The sequence below is a fragment of the Streptomyces sp. NPDC000151 genome (assembly GCF_040301705.1).
Classification (GTDB): Bacteria; Actinomycetota; Actinomycetes; order Streptomycetales; family Streptomycetaceae; genus Streptomyces.
Genome location: NZ_JBEPFC010000031.1, coordinates 18427 through 35613, shown reverse-complemented (window position 1 = coordinate 35613; position 17187 = coordinate 18427). Strand labels below are relative to the sequence as shown.

At 73.9% G+C, this 17187-nt stretch carries 12 protein-coding genes and 1 pseudogene; 6 read left to right on the top strand and 7 right to left on the bottom strand.

What is annotated here, in order from left to right; translation table 11 throughout:
• Positions 1 to 17: 17 nt before the first annotated feature.
• From ABT381_RS12390 to ABT381_RS12365, 6 genes and pseudogenes are all read right to left on the bottom strand, one after another.
• A complete protein-coding gene (locus tag ABT381_RS12390) occupies positions 18 to 941 on the bottom strand; it encodes a ribokinase (RefSeq protein ID WP_351591821.1) in 924 nt (307 codons plus the stop codon).
• Between the two features lie 97 nt (positions 942 to 1038).
• Positions 1039 to 3008 (bottom strand): annotated as a pseudogene (locus ABT381_RS12385) (ABC transporter permease/substrate-binding protein).
• Entirely contained in the window at positions 2998 to 4611 is a 1614-nt protein-coding gene (locus tag ABT381_RS12380) for a sugar ABC transporter ATP-binding protein (protein ID WP_351591818.1), read from the bottom strand. Before ABT381_RS12380 ends, ABT381_RS12385 begins: the two are co-directional and overlap by 11 nt.
• Entirely contained in the window at positions 4608 to 5681 is a 1074-nt protein-coding gene (locus tag ABT381_RS12375; protein WP_351591815.1) for a LacI family DNA-binding transcriptional regulator, read from the bottom strand. The genes ABT381_RS12380 and ABT381_RS12375 overlap by 4 nt, the downstream gene beginning before the upstream one ends.
• Before the next feature lie 497 nt (positions 5682 to 6178).
• Complete coding sequence (locus ABT381_RS12370) at positions 6179 to 6607, bottom strand: organic hydroperoxide resistance protein (protein WP_103834187.1); 429 nt, start codon at positions 6605 to 6607, stop codon at positions 6179 to 6181.
• Positions 6608 to 6767: 160 nt separating this feature from the next.
• Positions 6768 to 7787, bottom strand: a complete 1020-nt coding sequence (locus ABT381_RS12365; protein ID WP_351591811.1) for an NADP-dependent oxidoreductase — start codon at positions 7785 to 7787, stop codon at positions 6768 to 6770.
• A 96-nt stretch (positions 7788 to 7883) separates the two neighbouring features.
• On the opposite strand from ABT381_RS12365, the gene ABT381_RS12360 reads away from it, so the two are divergent.
• Together ABT381_RS12360 and ABT381_RS12355 are read left to right on the top strand one after the other, a co-directional pair.
• A complete protein-coding gene (locus tag ABT381_RS12360) occupies positions 7884 to 8381 on the top strand; it encodes a MarR family winged helix-turn-helix transcriptional regulator (protein WP_351591808.1) in 498 nt (165 codons plus the stop codon).
• Positions 8382 to 8385: 4 nt separating this feature from the next.
• Complete coding sequence (locus tag ABT381_RS12355; protein ID WP_351591805.1) at positions 8386 to 9009, top strand: mycothiol-dependent nitroreductase Rv2466c family protein; 624 nt, start codon at positions 8386 to 8388, stop codon at positions 9007 to 9009.
• Between the two features lie 78 nt (positions 9010 to 9087).
• Here the strand turns inward: ABT381_RS12355 and ABT381_RS12350 are convergent, their stop codons facing one another.
• The gene (locus ABT381_RS12350; RefSeq protein ID WP_351591876.1) at positions 9088 to 9300 is read right to left on the bottom strand and encodes a hypothetical protein; all 213 of its coding nucleotides are present in this window, start codon (positions 9298 to 9300) and stop codon (positions 9088 to 9090) included.
• A gap of 203 nt (positions 9301 to 9503) precedes the next feature.
• Between ABT381_RS12350 and pgfA the strand changes: the two genes are divergently transcribed.
• The 4 genes from pgfA to ABT381_RS12330 all read left to right on the top strand — a co-directional run bounded on the left by pgfA (position 9504) and on the right by ABT381_RS12330 (position 17176).
• The gene (pgfA, locus tag ABT381_RS12345; RefSeq protein WP_351591803.1) at positions 9504 to 10553 is read left to right on the top strand and encodes a cell envelope lipid trafficking protein PgfA; all 1050 of its coding nucleotides are present in this window, start codon (positions 9504 to 9506) and stop codon (positions 10551 to 10553) included.
• 106 nt (positions 10554 to 10659) lie between these two features.
• Positions 10660 to 11844, top strand: a complete 1185-nt coding sequence (locus tag ABT381_RS12340) for a glycosyltransferase family 4 protein (RefSeq protein ID WP_351591800.1) — start codon at positions 10660 to 10662, stop codon at positions 11842 to 11844.
• Between the two features lie 8 nt (positions 11845 to 11852).
• Positions 11853 to 12578: a class I SAM-dependent methyltransferase gene (locus ABT381_RS12335; protein ID WP_351591797.1), complete on the top strand. Its 726-nt coding sequence runs from the start codon at positions 11853 to 11855 to the stop codon at positions 12576 to 12578.
• Entirely contained in the window at positions 12575 to 17176 is a 4602-nt protein-coding gene (locus ABT381_RS12330) for an alpha-(1->3)-arabinofuranosyltransferase domain-containing protein (protein ID WP_351591794.1), read from the top strand. Before ABT381_RS12335 ends, ABT381_RS12330 begins: the two co-directional genes overlap by 4 nt.
• Positions 17177 to 17187 lie beyond the last annotated feature (11 nt).

Below are 17187 nucleotides of genomic sequence, written 5' to 3'. Positions count from 1 at the left end.
CATTCGTTCCAGCCGGCTCAGCCCGCCGGGAGTTCCTCCGGTGTCGGGTAGGAGGGCTGGGCGCCGGGCTTGGTGACGGCGGCGGCGCCGACGCGTACGGCGTAGTGCGCGGCCGTGGCCAGGGTCTCGCCGCGGGCGAGGCGGGTGGCGAGGGCGCCGGTGAAGGCGTCGCCCGCGCCCGTGGTGTCCACGGCCGTCACCTTCACGCCCGGTACGGACGCGTCGCCGTCCGCGTCCAGGACGTACGCGCCGTCGCCGCCGAGGGTGACGACGACCGTCCGCGCGCCCAGGTCGCGCAGCGCGCGGGCCCAGTCCGCCGGGCCGCCGTCCGCGGCGCCGGAGAGCCGGCGTGCCTCGTGCTCGTTGACCACCAGCGGATCGGCGGCGGCGAGCAGCGCCGGGGACAGGCTCTCGGGTGCCGGGGAGGGGTTGAGCACGACCCGGGTGCCGGCCTCGCGCGCCGCCGCGGCGGCCGCCTCCACGGACTCCATCGGGATCTCCAGCTGGAGGGAGACCACGGCGGCGCCCGCGATGACCTCGCGCGCCGCGGCGACGTCCTTCGGGGTGAGCGCCGCGTTGGCGCCGGGCGAGACGACGATGCTGTTGTCGCCGTCCGTGCCGACGATGATCATCGCGGTGCCGGTGCGGGCTTCCGGGTCGGCGATGACGTGCCGTACATCGGTGCCGGCCGCGCGCTGGGCGTTCATCAGCAGCTCGCCGTACGCGTCCCCGCCGATCCGCGCCAGCAGCGCGACCCGGCCGCCGAGCCGGGCGGCGGCGGCTGCCTGGTTGGCGCCCTTGCCGCCCGCCGACTCGACCAGGTCCGTACCGAGCACGGTCTCGCCCGCGTCCGGCCGCCGGTCCACCCGGACCGTCAGGTCGGCGTTGGCCGAGCCCACCACCAGTACGTCGTAGTCGTAGTCGTCGTTGTGTGCGTCCACGTCCGCCGTTTCCATCCTTTGTCACTGCCGGGCAGCGGTCTGCCGCTGCCCGGTGTCCTGCTGCCGCACGGTGGTCATCCGCCGTACCGTGCGGCGGTCATCCGTCGTACTGCGCGGCGTTCTTCTTGGTCACGAGCACCACCGGCACCTTGATCTGCTTCGGCAGCGGCTGGTGCCGGGCCGCCTTGAGCGCCCAGTCCACGGCCTGCTTGCCGAGCAGCTTCGGCTGCTGCGCGACGGTCGCCGTCAGCGTCCCATTCCGTACCGCCTTGATGCCGTCCGGCGTGCCGTCGAAGGCCACGACCCGCACCTTCGAGCCGGACTTGGCGCCGAGCGCCTTGGACGCGCCGAGCGCCATCTCGTCGTTGGCGGCGAAGACGCCGGCGATGTCGCGGTGTGCCTGGAGCATATTGGACATCACGTCCATGCCCTTGGTCCGGTCGAAGTCGGCGGGCTGCCGCGCGACGACCTGGATGCCGGGGTACTTCTTGATGCCTTCCTCGAAGCCCTGGCCGCGCTCGCGCGCCGCCGAGGTGCCCGCCTGGCCTTCGAGGAACGCCACCTTGCCCTTGCCGCCGAGCGACTCGGCGAGCGTCTTCGCGGCGAGCCGGCCGCCCGCGACGTTGTCGGAGGCGATGGTCGAGCCGACCGTGCCGCCGTTGACGCCGCGGTCCAGAGAAATGACGGGGACGTCGGCACGGTTGGCGACGCCGACGGCCGGTACGGCGGCGTCGGAGTCGACCGGGTTGATGATCGCGGCCTTGACGTTCTGGCTGGTGAACGTCTCCAGCTGGTTGATCTGCTGGGTGGGGTCGTTCTGCGCGTCGGTGATGTTGATCTTCAGCCCGCGGGCGTCCGCCTCGGCCTGCGCGCCTTCCTTGATGCCCACGAAGAACGGGTTGTTCATGGTGGACAGGGCGAGGCCGAGGTCGGTGTTCCCGCCGCGGTCGCAGCCGCTGAGGGCGAGGGCTGCCAGTACGGTCCCCACCACCCCGAGTGCTCCTATGCGCCCCTTCATCGCACGCCCCCTCATCACGCGCCCCGTCCTCGTACGGCCCCTCATCGCGCGCTCCGCCGCCGCAGCGTGTCCAGCAGGACCGCGAGGGCGATGACCAGGCCGGTGGCGACCTGCTGCCAGAACGCGGAGACGCTCAGCAGGTTCAGGCCGTTGCGCAGCACCGCGAGGATCAGCGCGCCGATGAGCGTGCCGGACGCCTTGCCGGAGCCGCCGGAGAGGCTGGCGCCGCCGATGACGACGGCCGCGATGGCGTCCAGTTCGTAACCGGTGGCGGCCTGCGGCTGGGCGGAGGTGAGCCGCGCCGCCAGCACGATGCCGGCGACCGCGGCGAACAGCCCGGACAGCGCGTAGATGACCAGCTTGCGGCGCTTGACGTGGATGCCGGAGAGCCGCGCCGCCTCCTCGTTGCCGCCGATGGCGAACATCGCGCGCCCGGTGTACGTACGGGCCAGTATCAGCGCCGCGATCAGCCCCATCACGATCATGACGAGGACGGGCACCGGCAGCCAGCCGCCCAGCGTGTCGCCGAGCTTGCCGATCGAGGCGGGGAACGCGATCGGCGAGCCGCCGGAGATCACCAGCGCGAGGCCGCGGCCGACGGAGAGCATCGCGAGGGTGGCGATGAAGGCGGGCAGCCTGCCGTACGCGACGAGCGCGCCGGAGACCAGGCCCGCGGCGGCGCCGACCACCAGGCCGAGCAGTACGGCGACGACGACCGGCAGGCCCTCGTTCGAGGCCGCCCAGGCGACGACCGTCGCCGACAGGCCCGCGACCGAGCCGACGGACAGGTCGATGCCGGCCGAGACGATCACGAAGGTGACGCCGAAGGCCAGGATCGCGGTGACCGACGCCTGCACGCCGACGTTGAGCAGATTCTGTCCGTTCAGGAAGTCCCTGGACAGCACCGCCATCACCACGACCAGCGCGATCAGGCCGCCCAGCGGCCCGTTCCGCAGCACCGCGCGGGAGAACCACGGCCCGAAACCGTCCCGGTCCGGTGCCTCACCCACCGCCTCGGCGGCGGCTCCCGTCTTCACCTCAGCGGACATCGGAGCCCTCCATCGCGCTCTCGTCATTGTTCGTCGTGTTGTGGGGGGCGGCCTGGAGCGCCAGCTCCATCACCGCGTCCTGGGTGGCCTCGGCCGCCGGCAGTTCGCCGGCCAGCCGGCCCTGGGACATCACCAGCACCCGGTCGCTCATGCCGAGCACCTCGGGCAGATCGCTGGAGATCATCAGGACGGCCCGTCCGGACGCCGTCAGTTCGTTGATCAGCTGGTAGATCTCGACCTTCGCGCCGACGTCGATGCCGCGCGTCGGCTCGTCGAGGATCAGCAGCCGGGTGTCGGTCAGCAGCCACTTGCCGATGACGATCTTCTGCTGGTTGCCGCCGGAGAGGGTGCGGGCGCTCTGCCCGAGGCCGCTCATCCGTACCTTCAACTGCCCCGCCACCCGGGCCGCTTCGCGCCGCTGCGCACCGCGGTCCACCAAACCGCCGCGGGTGTCCCGGTCCAGCCGCGCCAGGGTCAGGTTGTCCTGCAGCGACGCGTCCAGGACCAGGCCCTGGCCCTTGCGGTCCTCGGGTACGAGACCGAGCCCGGCCCGCATGGCCGCGCGGACGTCGCCGCGCGCCAGCTCCGTACCGTCGATCTCGACCGTGCCGGCGTCGTACGCGTCCACGCCGAAGATCGCCCGGGCGACCTCGGTACGGCCCGCGCCCACCAGCCCGGCGAGGCCGACGACCTCCCCGGCCCGCACCTCGAAGCCGACGTCCTGGAACACCGGCCCGCCCTTCGGGCCGTTACGGGTCAGCCCGCGCACCCGCAGCAGGGGCGCGCCCGGCTCCTCGGGGCGCTGCCGCGGGTACTGCTCGGCGATGTCCCGGCCGACCATGAGGCGGATCAGCTCGTCCTCGTCGGTGGATGCGGGCACCTCGTCGACGGACCGGCCGTCGCGCAGCACGGTGACCCGGTCGCCGAGCGCGCCGATCTCCTCCAGGTGGTGGGTGATGAAGATGATCCCGACACCGGATTCGCGCAGCTCGCGGACGAGGCCGAAGAGCGTCTCCACCTCCTCGGAGGTGAGGACGGCGGTCGGCTCGTCCATGATCAGGATGCGCGCCTTGAGGCTGAGCGCCTTGGCGATCTCGACCATCTGCAGCCGGGCGATGCCCAGTTCGGCGACGGGCGTGTTCGGGGAGACGTCCAGCCGTACCCGCTTCAGCAGCTCGGCGGCGCGGGCCCGCATGGTCTTCCGGTCGACCAGGCCGAGCGCGGTGCGCGGCTGGCGGCCGAGGAAGATGTTCTCGGCGACGGTGAGGCCGGGGACGAGGTTGAACTCCTGGTAGATGGTGGCGATGCCGAGCCGTTCGGCGTCCTGCGCGGAGCGGATGTGCACCTCGTGCAGGCCGTCGTGCGCGCCGTCCTGTCCGCCGTCGGCCAGGATGCGGCCGTCGTCGGGGCGGTGCGCGCCGGAGAGCATCTTGATCAGGGTGCTCTTGCCCGCGCCGTTCTCGCCGAGGAGTACATGCACCTCGCCCGCGCGCAGACTCATGTCCACGCCGTCCAGGGCGCGCACACCGGGGAACGACTTCGTCACCCCCTCCACGCGCAGCAGTTCGCGGCCGCCCGGTACGTCGTCGTTGACGCCGGTCATGCGCTGCCCCTCTCGTTGTGGGTGTCGGTGTACGTGTCGGTGTACGTGTCGCCGGTGGTCGGGGGGTTCGCCGCCGGGTCGGGTTCGCCGCAGGAGCGGCGCGGTACGAGGCGGGCGGGGAGCAGGACGGACTCGGCCGGCCTGCCCTCGATCCGCTCCAGCAGGGTGTGCACGGCGGCCCGGCCCAGCTCGCGGGTGGGCTGCGCGATGGCGGTCAGCGGCGGGTCGGTGTGGGTGAACCACGGCACGTCGTCGTAGACCACCAGCGCCACGTCGTCCGGTACGCGCAGGCCGCGCGCCCGGATCTCGTCCATCGCGCCGAGCGCCATCAGGTTGTCCGTGGCGAGCACGGCGTCCGGCGGCTCGGGGAGGTCGAGGAAGTCGCGCATGACCCGGCGGCCGCCGGTGTGCTGGAGGTCGGGCGTGGAGCCGACCCGCTCGTCGGGCAGCTCGATGCCGTACGGGCGCAGCGCCTCCCGGAAGAAGCGCAGCCGGTCCGCGCCGGTGCGGGTGCCGGCCGGGGCGACGATGATCGCGGGGCGGCGGCGGCCCAGCGCGGCGAAGTGGGCGGCGAGGTCGGCCAGCGCCGCGCGGCCGTCGGCCCGTACGCAGGGCACGTCGAGCCCGTCCACGGCGCGGTCGAGCAGGACCAGCGGGGTGCCGGCCGCGGCGATCTCGCGCAGTACGGGCGAACCGGTGCCGGCCGAGCTGACCAGCAGGCCGTCGATCCGCCGGTCGATGAGCGTACGGATGTGGTCGTCCTGCTGCTGCGGGCTCTCGCCGGCGTTGCCGATGACCAGGCTGTAGCCGAGGCTGCGGGCCTCGTCCTCCACGGCGTCGGCGAGTTCGGTGAAGAACGGGTTGGTGAGGTCGCCGATGAGCAGGCCGAGCGCGCCGGTGCGGGCGGTGCGCAGGGCGCGGGCGACGTTGTTGGGCCGGTAGCCGAGTTCGGCGACGGCGGCGAGCACCCGGTCGCGGGTGGCCGCCACCGGCGAGTGCCCGTTGAGCACGCGCGAGACGGTGGCCACGGAAACGCCTGCCCGCTCCGCCACGTCCTTGATGTTCGCCAAGGCGCCCTCGCCCTCCCCGTTCGTCGTCGACCGGTGATCCGCGTGTAATCGATTACTCGCGCTGTCGTGGGGGCTACGTAATCGATTACACGGGTGCGGCGTCAAGGTTTCGTAAGTGTGGCCTGTGTCACGGGGGGTGAGGGGTGTGGGCGGTGTGGGGGGTGTGGGCGGTATGGGCGGGCGCGGGGGCTGCCGCGGCGGAGGACTCCGGGTGCGGCGGGCGCGGCTGAAGCGCGGGCGCGGCAGGGCGCGCGGGCGCGGGGGGGCGCGAGGGGGCGCGGGGGGGGCGCGGCGAAAGGTGCGGGCGGGGAGCGGGGCCGCCGGGGGCAACGGGCCCGGCGCACGGTGCGGGCGGAAGCGGGGCCGGTATCGGGGGGACGGGAAGCGCCACCCGACGTGGGCATGAGGGCGAGTCGGCCCGGCCGCCGCGGACGGCGAAGGGCCGCACCCCCGGCAGGGGTGCGGCCCTTCTTGCGGCGTGCGCCGCGCGTCACGGGTCAGGCGACGGTCAGCGTGACCTCGATGTTGCCGCGGGTGGCGTTCGAGTACGGGCAGACCTGGTGCGCCTTCTCCACGAGCGCCTTCGCGGTGTCCGCGTCGACGTTCGGGATCGAGGCCGAGATCTCGACCTTGAGGCCGAAGCCGCCGGCCGGGGTCTTGCCGATGCCGACCTTGGCGGTCACCCGCGAGCCGGAGACGTCCGCCTTCTCCTGGCGGGCGACGACGCTCAGCGCGCCCTGGAAGCAGGCGCTGTACCCGGCGGCGAAGAGCTGCTCGGGGTTGGTGCCGGCGCCGCTGCCGCCCTGCTCCTTGGGCGGGTTGACGACGACGTCGAGCTTGCCGTCGTCGGAGGCGACACGGCCGTCACGGCCGTTCTCCGCCGTGGCGACAGCGGTGTAGACGACGTCGACGGGCTGGATGGACATACGGATTCCTCCTGTACGTACGCCGCGACTCGCGCCCACGATCGCGACGGCTTGCCCCGAGCCTAACGGGCGACCGCAAGGGGCCTGCGGGCAAGGGGGCTTGACGGATTGCGCAGCTGCCGGTAGGGCGAGGGCGATCTCCCGCAGCCGCCGTGACGCGTCAGGCGGGCAGGCTGACGACCATCTTGCCGGTGTTCTCGCCGCGGAGCATGCCGAGGAACGCCTCGACGCCGTTCTCGATGCCCTCCACGAACGTCTCGCGGTACTTCAGCTCGCCGGACCGCACCCAGGCGGAGACCTCCTCGACGAACTTCGGCTGGAGGTCGTAGTGGTCGCCGACGAGCAGGCCCTCCATGCGGAAGCGCTTGGCGATGATCTGGGCCAGATTGCGCGGGGCCGGGGTCGGCTCGGTCGCGTTGTACTGGGAGATCATGCCGCAGACGGCGATGCGGCCGTGGAGGTTCAGCGCCGCGATGGCCGCCTCCAGGTGGTCCCCGCCGACATTGTCGAAGTAGACGTCGATGCCGTCGGGCGCGGCCTCCTTGAGCTGGTCCTTCACCGGGCCGTTCTTGTAGTTGAACGCCGCGTCGAAGCCGTACTCCTCCAGGAGGACCTTGACCTTCTCGTCCGAACCGGCCGAGCCGATCACCCGGGACGCGCCCTTGAGCTTGGCGATCTGGCCGACCTGGCCGCCGACCGCGCCCGCCGCGCCGGAGACGAAGACCGAGTCGCCCTCCTTGAAGTCGGCGACCCGCAGCAGGCCGGCGTAGGCGGTCAGGCCCGGCATGCCGAGCACGCCGAGGTAGGTGCTCAGCGGGGCGGTGTCGGAGTCGATCTTCACCGCGGTCTTCGCGTTGACCGTGGCGTACTCGCGCCAGCCGAGGAAGTGCAGGGCGTGGTCGCCCACCTCGAACCCCTCGGCGTTGGAGGCGATGACCTCGCCGACCGCGCCGCCCTGCATGGGCTTGTCCAGCTCGAACGGCTCGGCGTACGACTTCGCCGTGCTCATCCGGCCGCGCATGTACGGGTCGACGGAGAAGTGGATGTTACGGACCAGGATCTGGCCCTCGCCGGGCTCGGTGACCGGGGCCTCGCGCAAGGCGAAGTCGGCCGGGGTCGGCCAGCCCTGCGGGCGGGCGACGAGGTGCCATTCGCGGCCGGTCGTGGGGAGTGCGGACATGCCCGGAGCCTCCTGATGCGGCAGATGCTTCATGTACTGAAACAACCATGCTCCTCGATATTTCATGTTGTCAAGCAACCGGGTATCCTCATCTGTATGACGCCTCGCACCGACCCGTTGACCCTCGAGGTCGTGGAACTGATCGGCACCGTCGTCGCCCGTTACCACGAGGAGTACGAGCACGCGGCGGCCGACCACGCACTCACGGGTGCCCAGGCCCGGGTGCTGGGCATCCTCGCGCGCGAGCCGCTGCCCATGCGCCGCATCGCGCAGCGCCTGAAGTGCGAGCCGTCGAACGTCACGGGGATCGTGGACCGACTGGAGTCCCGCGGCCTGGTCGAGCGCCGCCCCGACCCGGCCGACCGCCGCGTGAAGCTCGCCGCGCCGACCGAGGAGGGCCGGAGCACGGCGGAGGAGCTGCGGGCCGCGCTCGGCTTCGCGCGCGAGCCCCTGGGCGGCCTGACGTTCGCCGAGCGGACGGTGCTCAAGGAGCTGCTGCGGCGGATGCTGGGGATGGACGCGGACGACGAGGCGGACGACACGGCCGGCGCTGCCGAGACCGGTCCCGGAGAGGGCGCCGCGCCTCTACGGTGAGGCCATGAGTACCGAAAACGGCCGCGCCACCGTCGATTTCTACTTCGACCCGCTCTGCCCCTTCGCCTGGATCTCCTCCCGCTGGATCCTGGAAGTGGAGCGCCACCGCGACCTGGACCTGCGCTTCCGGGTGATGAGCCTGGCCGTCCTGAACGAAGGCCGCGAGGACCTCCCCGAACAGTACAAAGAGCTGCTCGAACGGGGCTGGGGCCCGGTGCGCGTCTGCATCGCCGCGGCCCAGCAGCGCGGCGGGGAGGTGCTGCGCGACCTGTACACCGCGCTCGGCACGCGCATCCACAACGAGGGGCGTGGCGAGGAGACGGACGCCGTGATCGCGGAGGCGCTGGCCGAGGTGGGGCTCCCCGCCGAGCTGGCCGAGGCGGCCCACAGCACCGCGTACGACAAGGCGCTGCGCGCGAGCCACCACGAGGGCATGGACCCGGTCGGCTACGAGGTCGGCACGCCCACGATCCACATCGACGGCGTGGCCTTCTTCGGTCCCGTACTGTCCGCGATCCCGCGCGGCGAGGAGGCGGTACGGGTCTTCGACGGCGCCCGCCTGCTCGCCGGTTACGACAAGTTCTTCGAGCTGAAGCGGACACGCACCGGAGACCTGGACTTCAGCTGACCCGAAGGTGCGGCAGCCGCCCCAGAGGCACGGCCGCCGCCCCGTAGGGCGCCGCGCCGCCCTACGGGAACCGCCCGCCTACCCGCCGGTCCGTTCGAAGGTGACCAGCGGAACGTTCGGCTGCTCCGGGGTGGCGTGCAGCACGGCGACGGCGCCGAGGCCCGCGCCGACGGCCAGCGCGGCGGCGGCCAGGCAGGTCAGGGCGGCGGCGAGCAGTCGTGGCATGGCGCGGCGGGCCCTTCGTCGTCGTACCTCACCGCCGTGTGCGGCGCCCAGAGTCTCGGCGGGCACTGACGGGGAGTCAAGGCGCGCCTACTGCGCCAGGCCCAGGGCCGGGTACGACCGCCGGTACGGTTTCGGCCCGCTTCCGTGCCCGTTCGGCCCACCTCCGGGCACCGGCGCCCGGCCCGGCGGGCGCGCCGCTACGGTGTGCCGCTCGGAGCCCGGCACGGGCTCTCAGGGAGTGCCCCGCGTCTGCCTCCAGGAGTGCCCGTATGCGGAAGACTGCCTCACCCCTGTCCCTGGCCCTGCTCGGCAGCGGCGTGTTCCTGCTGGTACTGGCGGCGATGCTGACCTGGTACGTCGAGCCGCGGGCGAAGCGGACTCCCGTGGACGTCGACGTCACCACGGTGCTCACCGGGCCCGGGCGCTACTTTGAGACCGAGGCCCTGGAGACCAGAAAGGGCCGGCTCACGATCACCCGGCACGTGCTCGGTGACGTGGCGGACAGCGAGCGCACCGGGCGGGCCGTCTGGGACGTGTCCACGACCATCGATACGCCGCGGACGCTGCGCCTGAAGGACCCCCGTAAGGCGCTTCTTTGGACCACCGGGCGCTGGGTCACCGACCGGCGGACGAACGAGCCGGTGCACTGCTGTGCCGAGTCCCCGGCGCGCTACGAGGGCGAGGCGTACCTGAAGTTCCCCTTCGATGTGCAGCGGCGCACCTACCGGTGGTGGGACGACACACTCCGGGACGCGGTCCCGCTCCGGTACGCCGGTACGCGGTGGGTGGCGGGGTACCGGGGCTACGTCTTCACCGGATCGGTGCCGGCGGCCAGGACCGGCACCCGCCAGGTGCCGGGGAAGTTCGTCGACCGGCCGCGGCAGCCGCAGATCCAGGCCGAGGAGTGGTACGCCAACGCCGGGATCCAGCTGGTCGTCGACCCGCTGACCGGCCGGATCATCGACGCGGTGTCCTCGCCGCGCAGGACGCTGCGGCCGCCCGGCGGGCAGCGGGACGTGGTCACGCTGCTGGACGGCCACCGGCTGCGCTTCACGCCCGCCACCCGCCGCGCCCAGGCGGCCCTGGCGGACGCGGACGCCACGAAGCGGGAGCTGGCCGGTGAGACGGTTCCGCTGTGGGCGGCCCGGGCGGGCGGCGTACTGGCCCTGGCGGGCGCGGTACTGGTCGCCATCGGGCGGCGGCCGCGTCCCGAGGACGCCCGTCGTGCGGACGCCCCTCGTGCGGACGAACCAGAGGGCGCGGGGCCGGAGTTCCTCGCTCCGGTGACTGGCCACGACGGAGGACGCGGCGCACACTGACCACCCTCGGGCCACCGGCGCTTTCCGGTCGGCTCGTTCCGCACGGCTCAGTACGCAGTACGTCCCCCACCCTTGGTACCGCACCCTGAGACGAGTGGGAGCGCAGATGCCCCAGCACGTGCCACCGCTGCCGCAGGCCCCTGCCCCGGAGCCCGTACGCCCCTGGCACGAGCCGCTGCGCCCGCACGCCCGCAGACCGCCCCGTACGGCGCCACAGGCCGCTCCGCGCCGCATCGTCTTCCTCGCCCGCCGGGACCTCGGCAACCCGGCTGCGGGCGGCTCCGAACTGCTCGTCGACCGCCTCGCCGACGGGCTCACCGCACTGGGCCACCAGGTCACCCTGCTGTGCGGCGGACCGGCCGCACACCGCGGCTACCGGGTCGTCTCGGCGGGCGGCGACGCGAGCCACTTCCTGCGCGCCCGCGGCCGGTTCACCCGCCACATCGGCGGCTGCGACCTGCTGGTGGAGGTCTGCAACGGCATGCCGTACCTGGCGCCCCTGTGGCACAGTGGCCCCACCCTGTGCCTGGTCAACCACGTGCACACCGACCTGTGGGGGCTGCGCTGTCCGGCCCCCGCCGCCTTCCTGGGCCGCCGCCTGGAGCGGTGGGCGCTGGCCGGCACCCACCGCGGCAACCTCATGGTCGCGGTCTCCGGGTCGACCGCCGAGGCGCTGCACGGCCTGGGCGTGCCGCGGGACCGCGTCCGGCTGGTCCACAACGGCGTCGAGCAGCCGGGTCCGCTGCTCCCGAAGTCCCCCGAACCGCTGTTCCTGGCCATGGGCAGACTCGTCGAGTACAAGCGGATCGGCCTGCTCCTGCGGCTGTGGGAGCGGGTACGGCCGGTCACCGGGGGCCGCCTGGTCATCGTCGGGGACGGGCCCGAACGGCGCCGCCTGGAGGCCCTGGCGGGCCCCGGCGTCCGCTTCACGGGCCGCGTCACCGAGCGCGAGAAGCACGAGCTGCTCTGCCGCTCCTGGCTGTTGCTGCACCCCTCGCTGATCGAGGGGTGGGGCCTGGTGGTCATGGAGGCCGCGGCCCGGCGCACCCCGGCCCTCGGCTTCGACATACCGGGCCTGCGCGACTCCGTACAGGATGGGGTGACGGGGCTGCTCGCACGGGGGGAGAGCGCGTTCGCCGCCCACTGGTGCGCGCTCGCCTTCAGCCCGGAGCGCCGCCACGCGCTGGGCAGTGCGGCCGAGTTGCGCGCCGCGCGCTTCCGGTGGAGCGCCACGGTCAGCAGCTTCCGCGCGGTGGCCGCGGAGGCCGCGTACACGGCACGGGGGCGGTGAAGCGGGCGGTGCGCGATCCTTCGTTACGCAGGTCCCTCGCCCTCCTCCGGGCCTTCCGGCACGAGCAGACCGACCCCGAGGGCTGTTACGGGCTGCTCGCCCGGGACGCGGCCGACCAGCTCGAACGGTACGTCCCGCTGGCCGGGGCCGTGGTGGCCGATGTCGGCGGCGGCGCAGGGCACTTCACCGAGGAGTTCCGCCGCCGCGGCGCGCTCGCGGTGCTCCTCGAACCGGACCCGGCCGAGCTGTACACGCGCGGCGCAGCGCCCGAAGGCGCGGTGCGCGCCGACGGCTACCTGCTGCCGCTCGCGGACGGCGTCGCCGACATCTGCTTCTCCTCCAACGTCCTCGAACACGTCGCCGACCCGCGCACCTTCCTCAGTGAGATGGTGCGGGTCACCCGCCCCGATGGGCTGATCTACGTCGCCTTCACCAACTGGCTGTCCCCCTGGGGCGGCCACGAAACGGCGCCCTGGCACTACCTGGGCGCGCGCCGGGCCCGCGACCGCTACCGGCGGCGCACCGGGCGCAGCCCCAAGCACACCCTCGGGGAGAACCTCTTCGCTCTCCATGTCGGGCCCACGCTGCGCCAGGTACGGGCCCGCCGGGACGTCGAGGTGCTCGCCGCCCGGTCCCGCTACGCGCCGTTCCTGGCCGGCGCCGTCGCCCGCCTGCCCGGCGTGCGCGAGGTCGCCACCTGGAACCTCCTTCTCATACTCCGGCGGTTGCCATGACCCAGACGCTCGCCAGCTCGCGCTCTCCGGGCTCCCCCGATCCCGGGAGCACCCCGACGCCCGTGCCCGGCGGGCCGCCACCGGAGCGGCCACGGCGGCGGAGCTGGCTGCTCGCCTTCTGGGCGGCCGCCTTCGTCGCCTTCCTGGCGCCGTCGCCGGGCCGGATGACCTTCGAGACCAAGCTCGGTGTGGCGCTGGCCCCGTGGCGCTTCCTCGTCGACCTCGGGAGCCTGTGGCACGACCGGGCCGGGTTCGGCGGCCTCGCCGACCAGTACGTCGGCTACGCCTTCCCGATGCTCCCGTACTACGCGCTGGCCGACCTGGCGCACCTGCCGGTCTGGATCGCCGAACGGCTGTGGCTGTCCCTGGTGGTGACCACCGCCTTCTGGGGCGCGCTGCGGCTGGCCGAGCGCCTGAGGGTGGGCAGTCCGCCGTCCCGGTTGCTGGGCGCCGCCACGTATGCGCTGTGGCCCGCCTTCACCATCGTCATCGGCTCGACGTCCGCGGCCGCGCTGCCCGGCGCGGTGCTCCCCTGGGTCCTGCTGCCGCTGGCGGACCCGCGCCGCACCGCGCGCCTGTCCGCGGCCCGTTCGGCGGTGCTGATCCCCTTCATGGGCGGCGTCAACGCGGCCTGCACACTCGCCGCGCTGCTGCCCGCGCTGCTGTACGTGCTCACCCGTACCGGCTCGCGGAGGTGGCGGCTCCTGGCCTGGTGGCTGCCGGGCGTGCTGCTGGCCACCGCATGGTGGTCGATACCGCTGCTCCTCCTGGGCGTGCACGGCGAGAACTTCATGCCGTACATCGAGCAGGCCGACACCACCACCGCCACCATGTCGGCCACCGAACTGCTGCGCGGCGCCGGGAACTGGGTCGCGTACCTGAACTTCGGCGAGCCCTGGCTGCCGGCCGGCTGGACGCTGGTCGCCGGGGCCTTCACGGTGCTCGGCACCGCACTCGCCGCCGCGCTGGGGCTGGCCGGGCTCGCCCGCCGGGACCTGCCCGAGCGGCGCTGGCTGCTGCTGACCGTGCTGGCCGTCGCGGCGGTCGCGCTGGCCGGGTACGGGGGCGCGCTGGGCGGCCCGCTGCACGAGCAGGTGCGCGGCTGGCTGGACGGGCCGCTGCGGCCGTTCCGCAACGTCTACAAGTTCGCGCCGGGCCTCGCCCTCGCGCTGGCGTACGGGCTGGCACAGCTCACGGGCGTGGCATACGGGCCGCGCGGCAGCCGTCCGGTACGCGGCGGCCGGTGGTACGCGCCGCTGCTCGTCGCGTTCCTGCTGCTCCCGGCACTCGCCCTGCCCTACCTGAACGGCACGGTCCTGCAGTCCGGCGCCTTCACGCGGCTGCCCGCCCACTGGCAGCGCACCGCCGACTGGCTGAAGGACCACAGCCCCGACGACCGCGCGCTGGTCGTCCCCGCCACCGCGCACGGCCTGTACACCTGGGGCTCCCCCATCGACCAGCCGCTGGACGTGCTCGCCGAATCCCGTTGGGCACAGCGCGACTTCGTCCCCTTCGGGACGAAGGGTTCGCGGCGCACGATGGACGCCGTGGAGCAGGCCCTGATGACCGGCGCCGAAGTACCGGGCCTGCGCGGCTTCCTCACCCGGGCGGGCCTCTACGACGTCGTGGTGCGCAACGACCTGGACCCCGACCAGATCGGGTACGTCCCCCCGCAGACCGTCCGGCGCACCCTCGTGGCGTCCGGCTACCGCAAGGTGGCCTCCTTCGGGCCACTGACCACCAGTGGCCGGATCGCGGCCGGCACCCCGGTCCGGGTGCAGGGGCTGTACCCGAGGCAGCGCGCGGTGGAGATCTACGAGCCGGTGGGCACCCCGCGGCCCGGGCCCGTCACCGTCAAGGCCGCGGCCGACACGGCACAGCTCAGCGGCGGCCCCGAAGCGCTGCTGCAGTTCGCCGCCGACCCCGGGCTGCGCGACCGCCCGGCCGTACTGACCGGCGACGCGCACCCCGGTGTGGACAGCCCGGCACTCCAGCTCACCGGTGACGGCCTGCGCCGCGCCGATACCCGCTTCGGCCTGGTCAACACCAACACGTCCTACACGTACACCGCCGGCGAGCGGAACGGCCCGGACAGCGTGCAGGATCCCGGCCGTCCGCCGCGCCAGATCCTGCCCGTCCATGGCATCGAGCACCAGACCACCGCCGTGCTGCGCGGCGCCCGCGCGGTCACCGCGTCCTCCAGCGGCAGCTGGCTCTTCCACCTCCCGCAGTACGACCCGGTGCACGCCTTCGACGGCGACCCGGACACCGCCTGGGCGGAGGGCAGTGCGGGCGACCCGGTGGGCCAGTGGCTGCGGATCGCCTTCAGCCGCCCCGTGGACCTCCCCGCGACGCTCTCGCTCACCCCGCTGCCCGGGGACGGGCTGCGCGCCGCACCCACGGCCGTCCGCGTCACGACCGACCGCGGCAGCGCGGTCAGCCAGTTGCGCACCGACGGGCGGCGGCAGCCGGTCAAGGCACCACCGGGACGGGCGAAGTGGCTGAAGCTCACCCTCGTGGGGGCGGAACAGCCGCGCCCCGGGGTCTCCGGCGCGGGCATCTCGGAGGTCGCCATCCCCGGCGTCCGGGTCACCCGGCTGCTCCGGCTCCCCGCGGACTCCACGTACCCGGACGCGCCCGCCACGACGTACGCGCTGCACCGGGGCAGCGACCCCGGCGGACTGTCCCCGGGCTCCGCGGAGTCCGGGCTGCACCGCCAGTTCCGTACCGGGGCCGACGGCTCGTACCGGGTCTCCGCCGAGGCGCTGGCGGTACCCGGCCGCGCCCTGGACGCGCTGCTCACGAAGGCCGCGCCCGAACAGCGCCGCCGGATCACCGTCACCGCCGACTCCACCAGCGGCACCGGGCAGTCGCTCAGTCCGCGCAACCTCGTGGACGGCGATCTGACCACCGCCTGGATCGCCGGGGACACCCCCACGGTCCATCTCCGCTGGCCCGGCAAGAAGAAGATCGACACCCTCGTGCTGCCCGCCGCCGGCGGCATCTCCTCGCGCCCAGAACAGATCCTGATCGACTCGCCCTACGGGGCGGCAACCGCCGGGGTCGACGAGAACGGCGCGGCCCGCTTCGACCCGATCACCACCGACCGCCTCGACATCACCGTCTCCCGAGTGGCGCCGCTGACCCTGCACAACCCTGTCGCCGGCCAGCCGCTCCAACTGCCCGTGGGACTCAGCGAGATCTACGTACCGGCGCTCAAGAAGTACCGCACCCCGCCGCCCCAACGGGACGCGCGCTTCTCGCTGCCCTGTGGCCGGGGCCCGGACCTCACCATCGACGGCGTCCCGCACGCCACCAAGTCCTCCGGCCTGGTCCGCGATCTGGTGCAGCGCCGCCCCGTCAGGGTCGAGCTGTGCCGTCCGGAGGGCGGCCGGGTCGCCCTGCCCGCCGGGCGGCACCGCGTGGAGGCCGGTGACCGCGGGCCGCTCGCGCTGACCGACGTGACGCTCCGCCGCGGCACCGCGGCGCCGACCGTCGTCGCGCCGCGCCGGGTCATCGCGGGCGCGGACTGGTCCGGCGACAGCCGGGACGCCTACGTCGGCCCCGGGCGCGCCGTCTACCTCCAGACGTACGAGAACGCCAACGACGGCTGGCGCGCCACCCTGGACGGCCGCCGGCTCACCCCGCTGCGGGTGGACGGCTGGCAGCAGGCGTTCCTGATCCCGGCCGGCGGGGGCGGCACGGTCCACCTGTACTACGCGCCGGCCGCGCAGTACCGGCTGGGGCTGATCCTCGGGGCCGTCGGCGTGCTCCTGGTGGCGGCGTGCGCGCTGGTACGGCGGCGCAACGGGGCGGGCGAGGCGCCGGTACCGGTGGCGCCGCCCGCGCCCTCCTGGGTGCTCGGCGTCGTCGTGCTCACCGCCGTACTGGCACTCGCCACCGGACCGTACGCCGCGGCCGTACCGGTGCTCGCGCTGCTCGCGCGCGCCCGCCCGGGCGTCCTCGCGCCGCTCGCCTTCCTCTCGATGGCGGCGGCCGGCGTCGTCGCGTCCTTCGGGGCGGGCCTCCCGGCCTCACTCGGCCGCGGCCCGTTCAGCGCCCCGGCCCAGGCCCTTGCCCTGTTCGCCCTGGCGGCGGCGCTGGTGACAGTACCGCCGGGACGGCTGTGGCCGGCGTCGTGGCGACTGCGACGCAAGCGGACGGCGCCGGAGCCGGCACCGGAGGAAGGGGTGGCTGAGGAGGGGGCTCCTGGTGAGGCCGCGCCCGGCCAGGAACCCGCCCCCACGCGACCGCTCCCGGCCGACGGCGGCGTCCCGCCCGGCTCCGAGGACGACACGGCGGTCCTGCCACCCGTACCCGCGGAGGAACCGCCCCGCGAGACCGCACCGCCTCCCGAGACGGAGACCCCGCCCCGCGAGACGAAGGCACCGCCTCCCAAGGAGCAGGCGCCCCCTCCCGAGGAGCAGACACCGCCTCCCGAGGAGGAGGCCCCGCCCCGCCAAGAAGAGACGCCGCGGCCCCCGCTGCCGCGCCGGAGGAAGCCCAACAGCGACAAGCCCATCAACGAGAAACCCAACAGCCAGAAGCGCGACAGCGAGCCGCGCGAGGAGAAGGACGGGGAGGAACCCGGCCCATGACTCCGAAGACC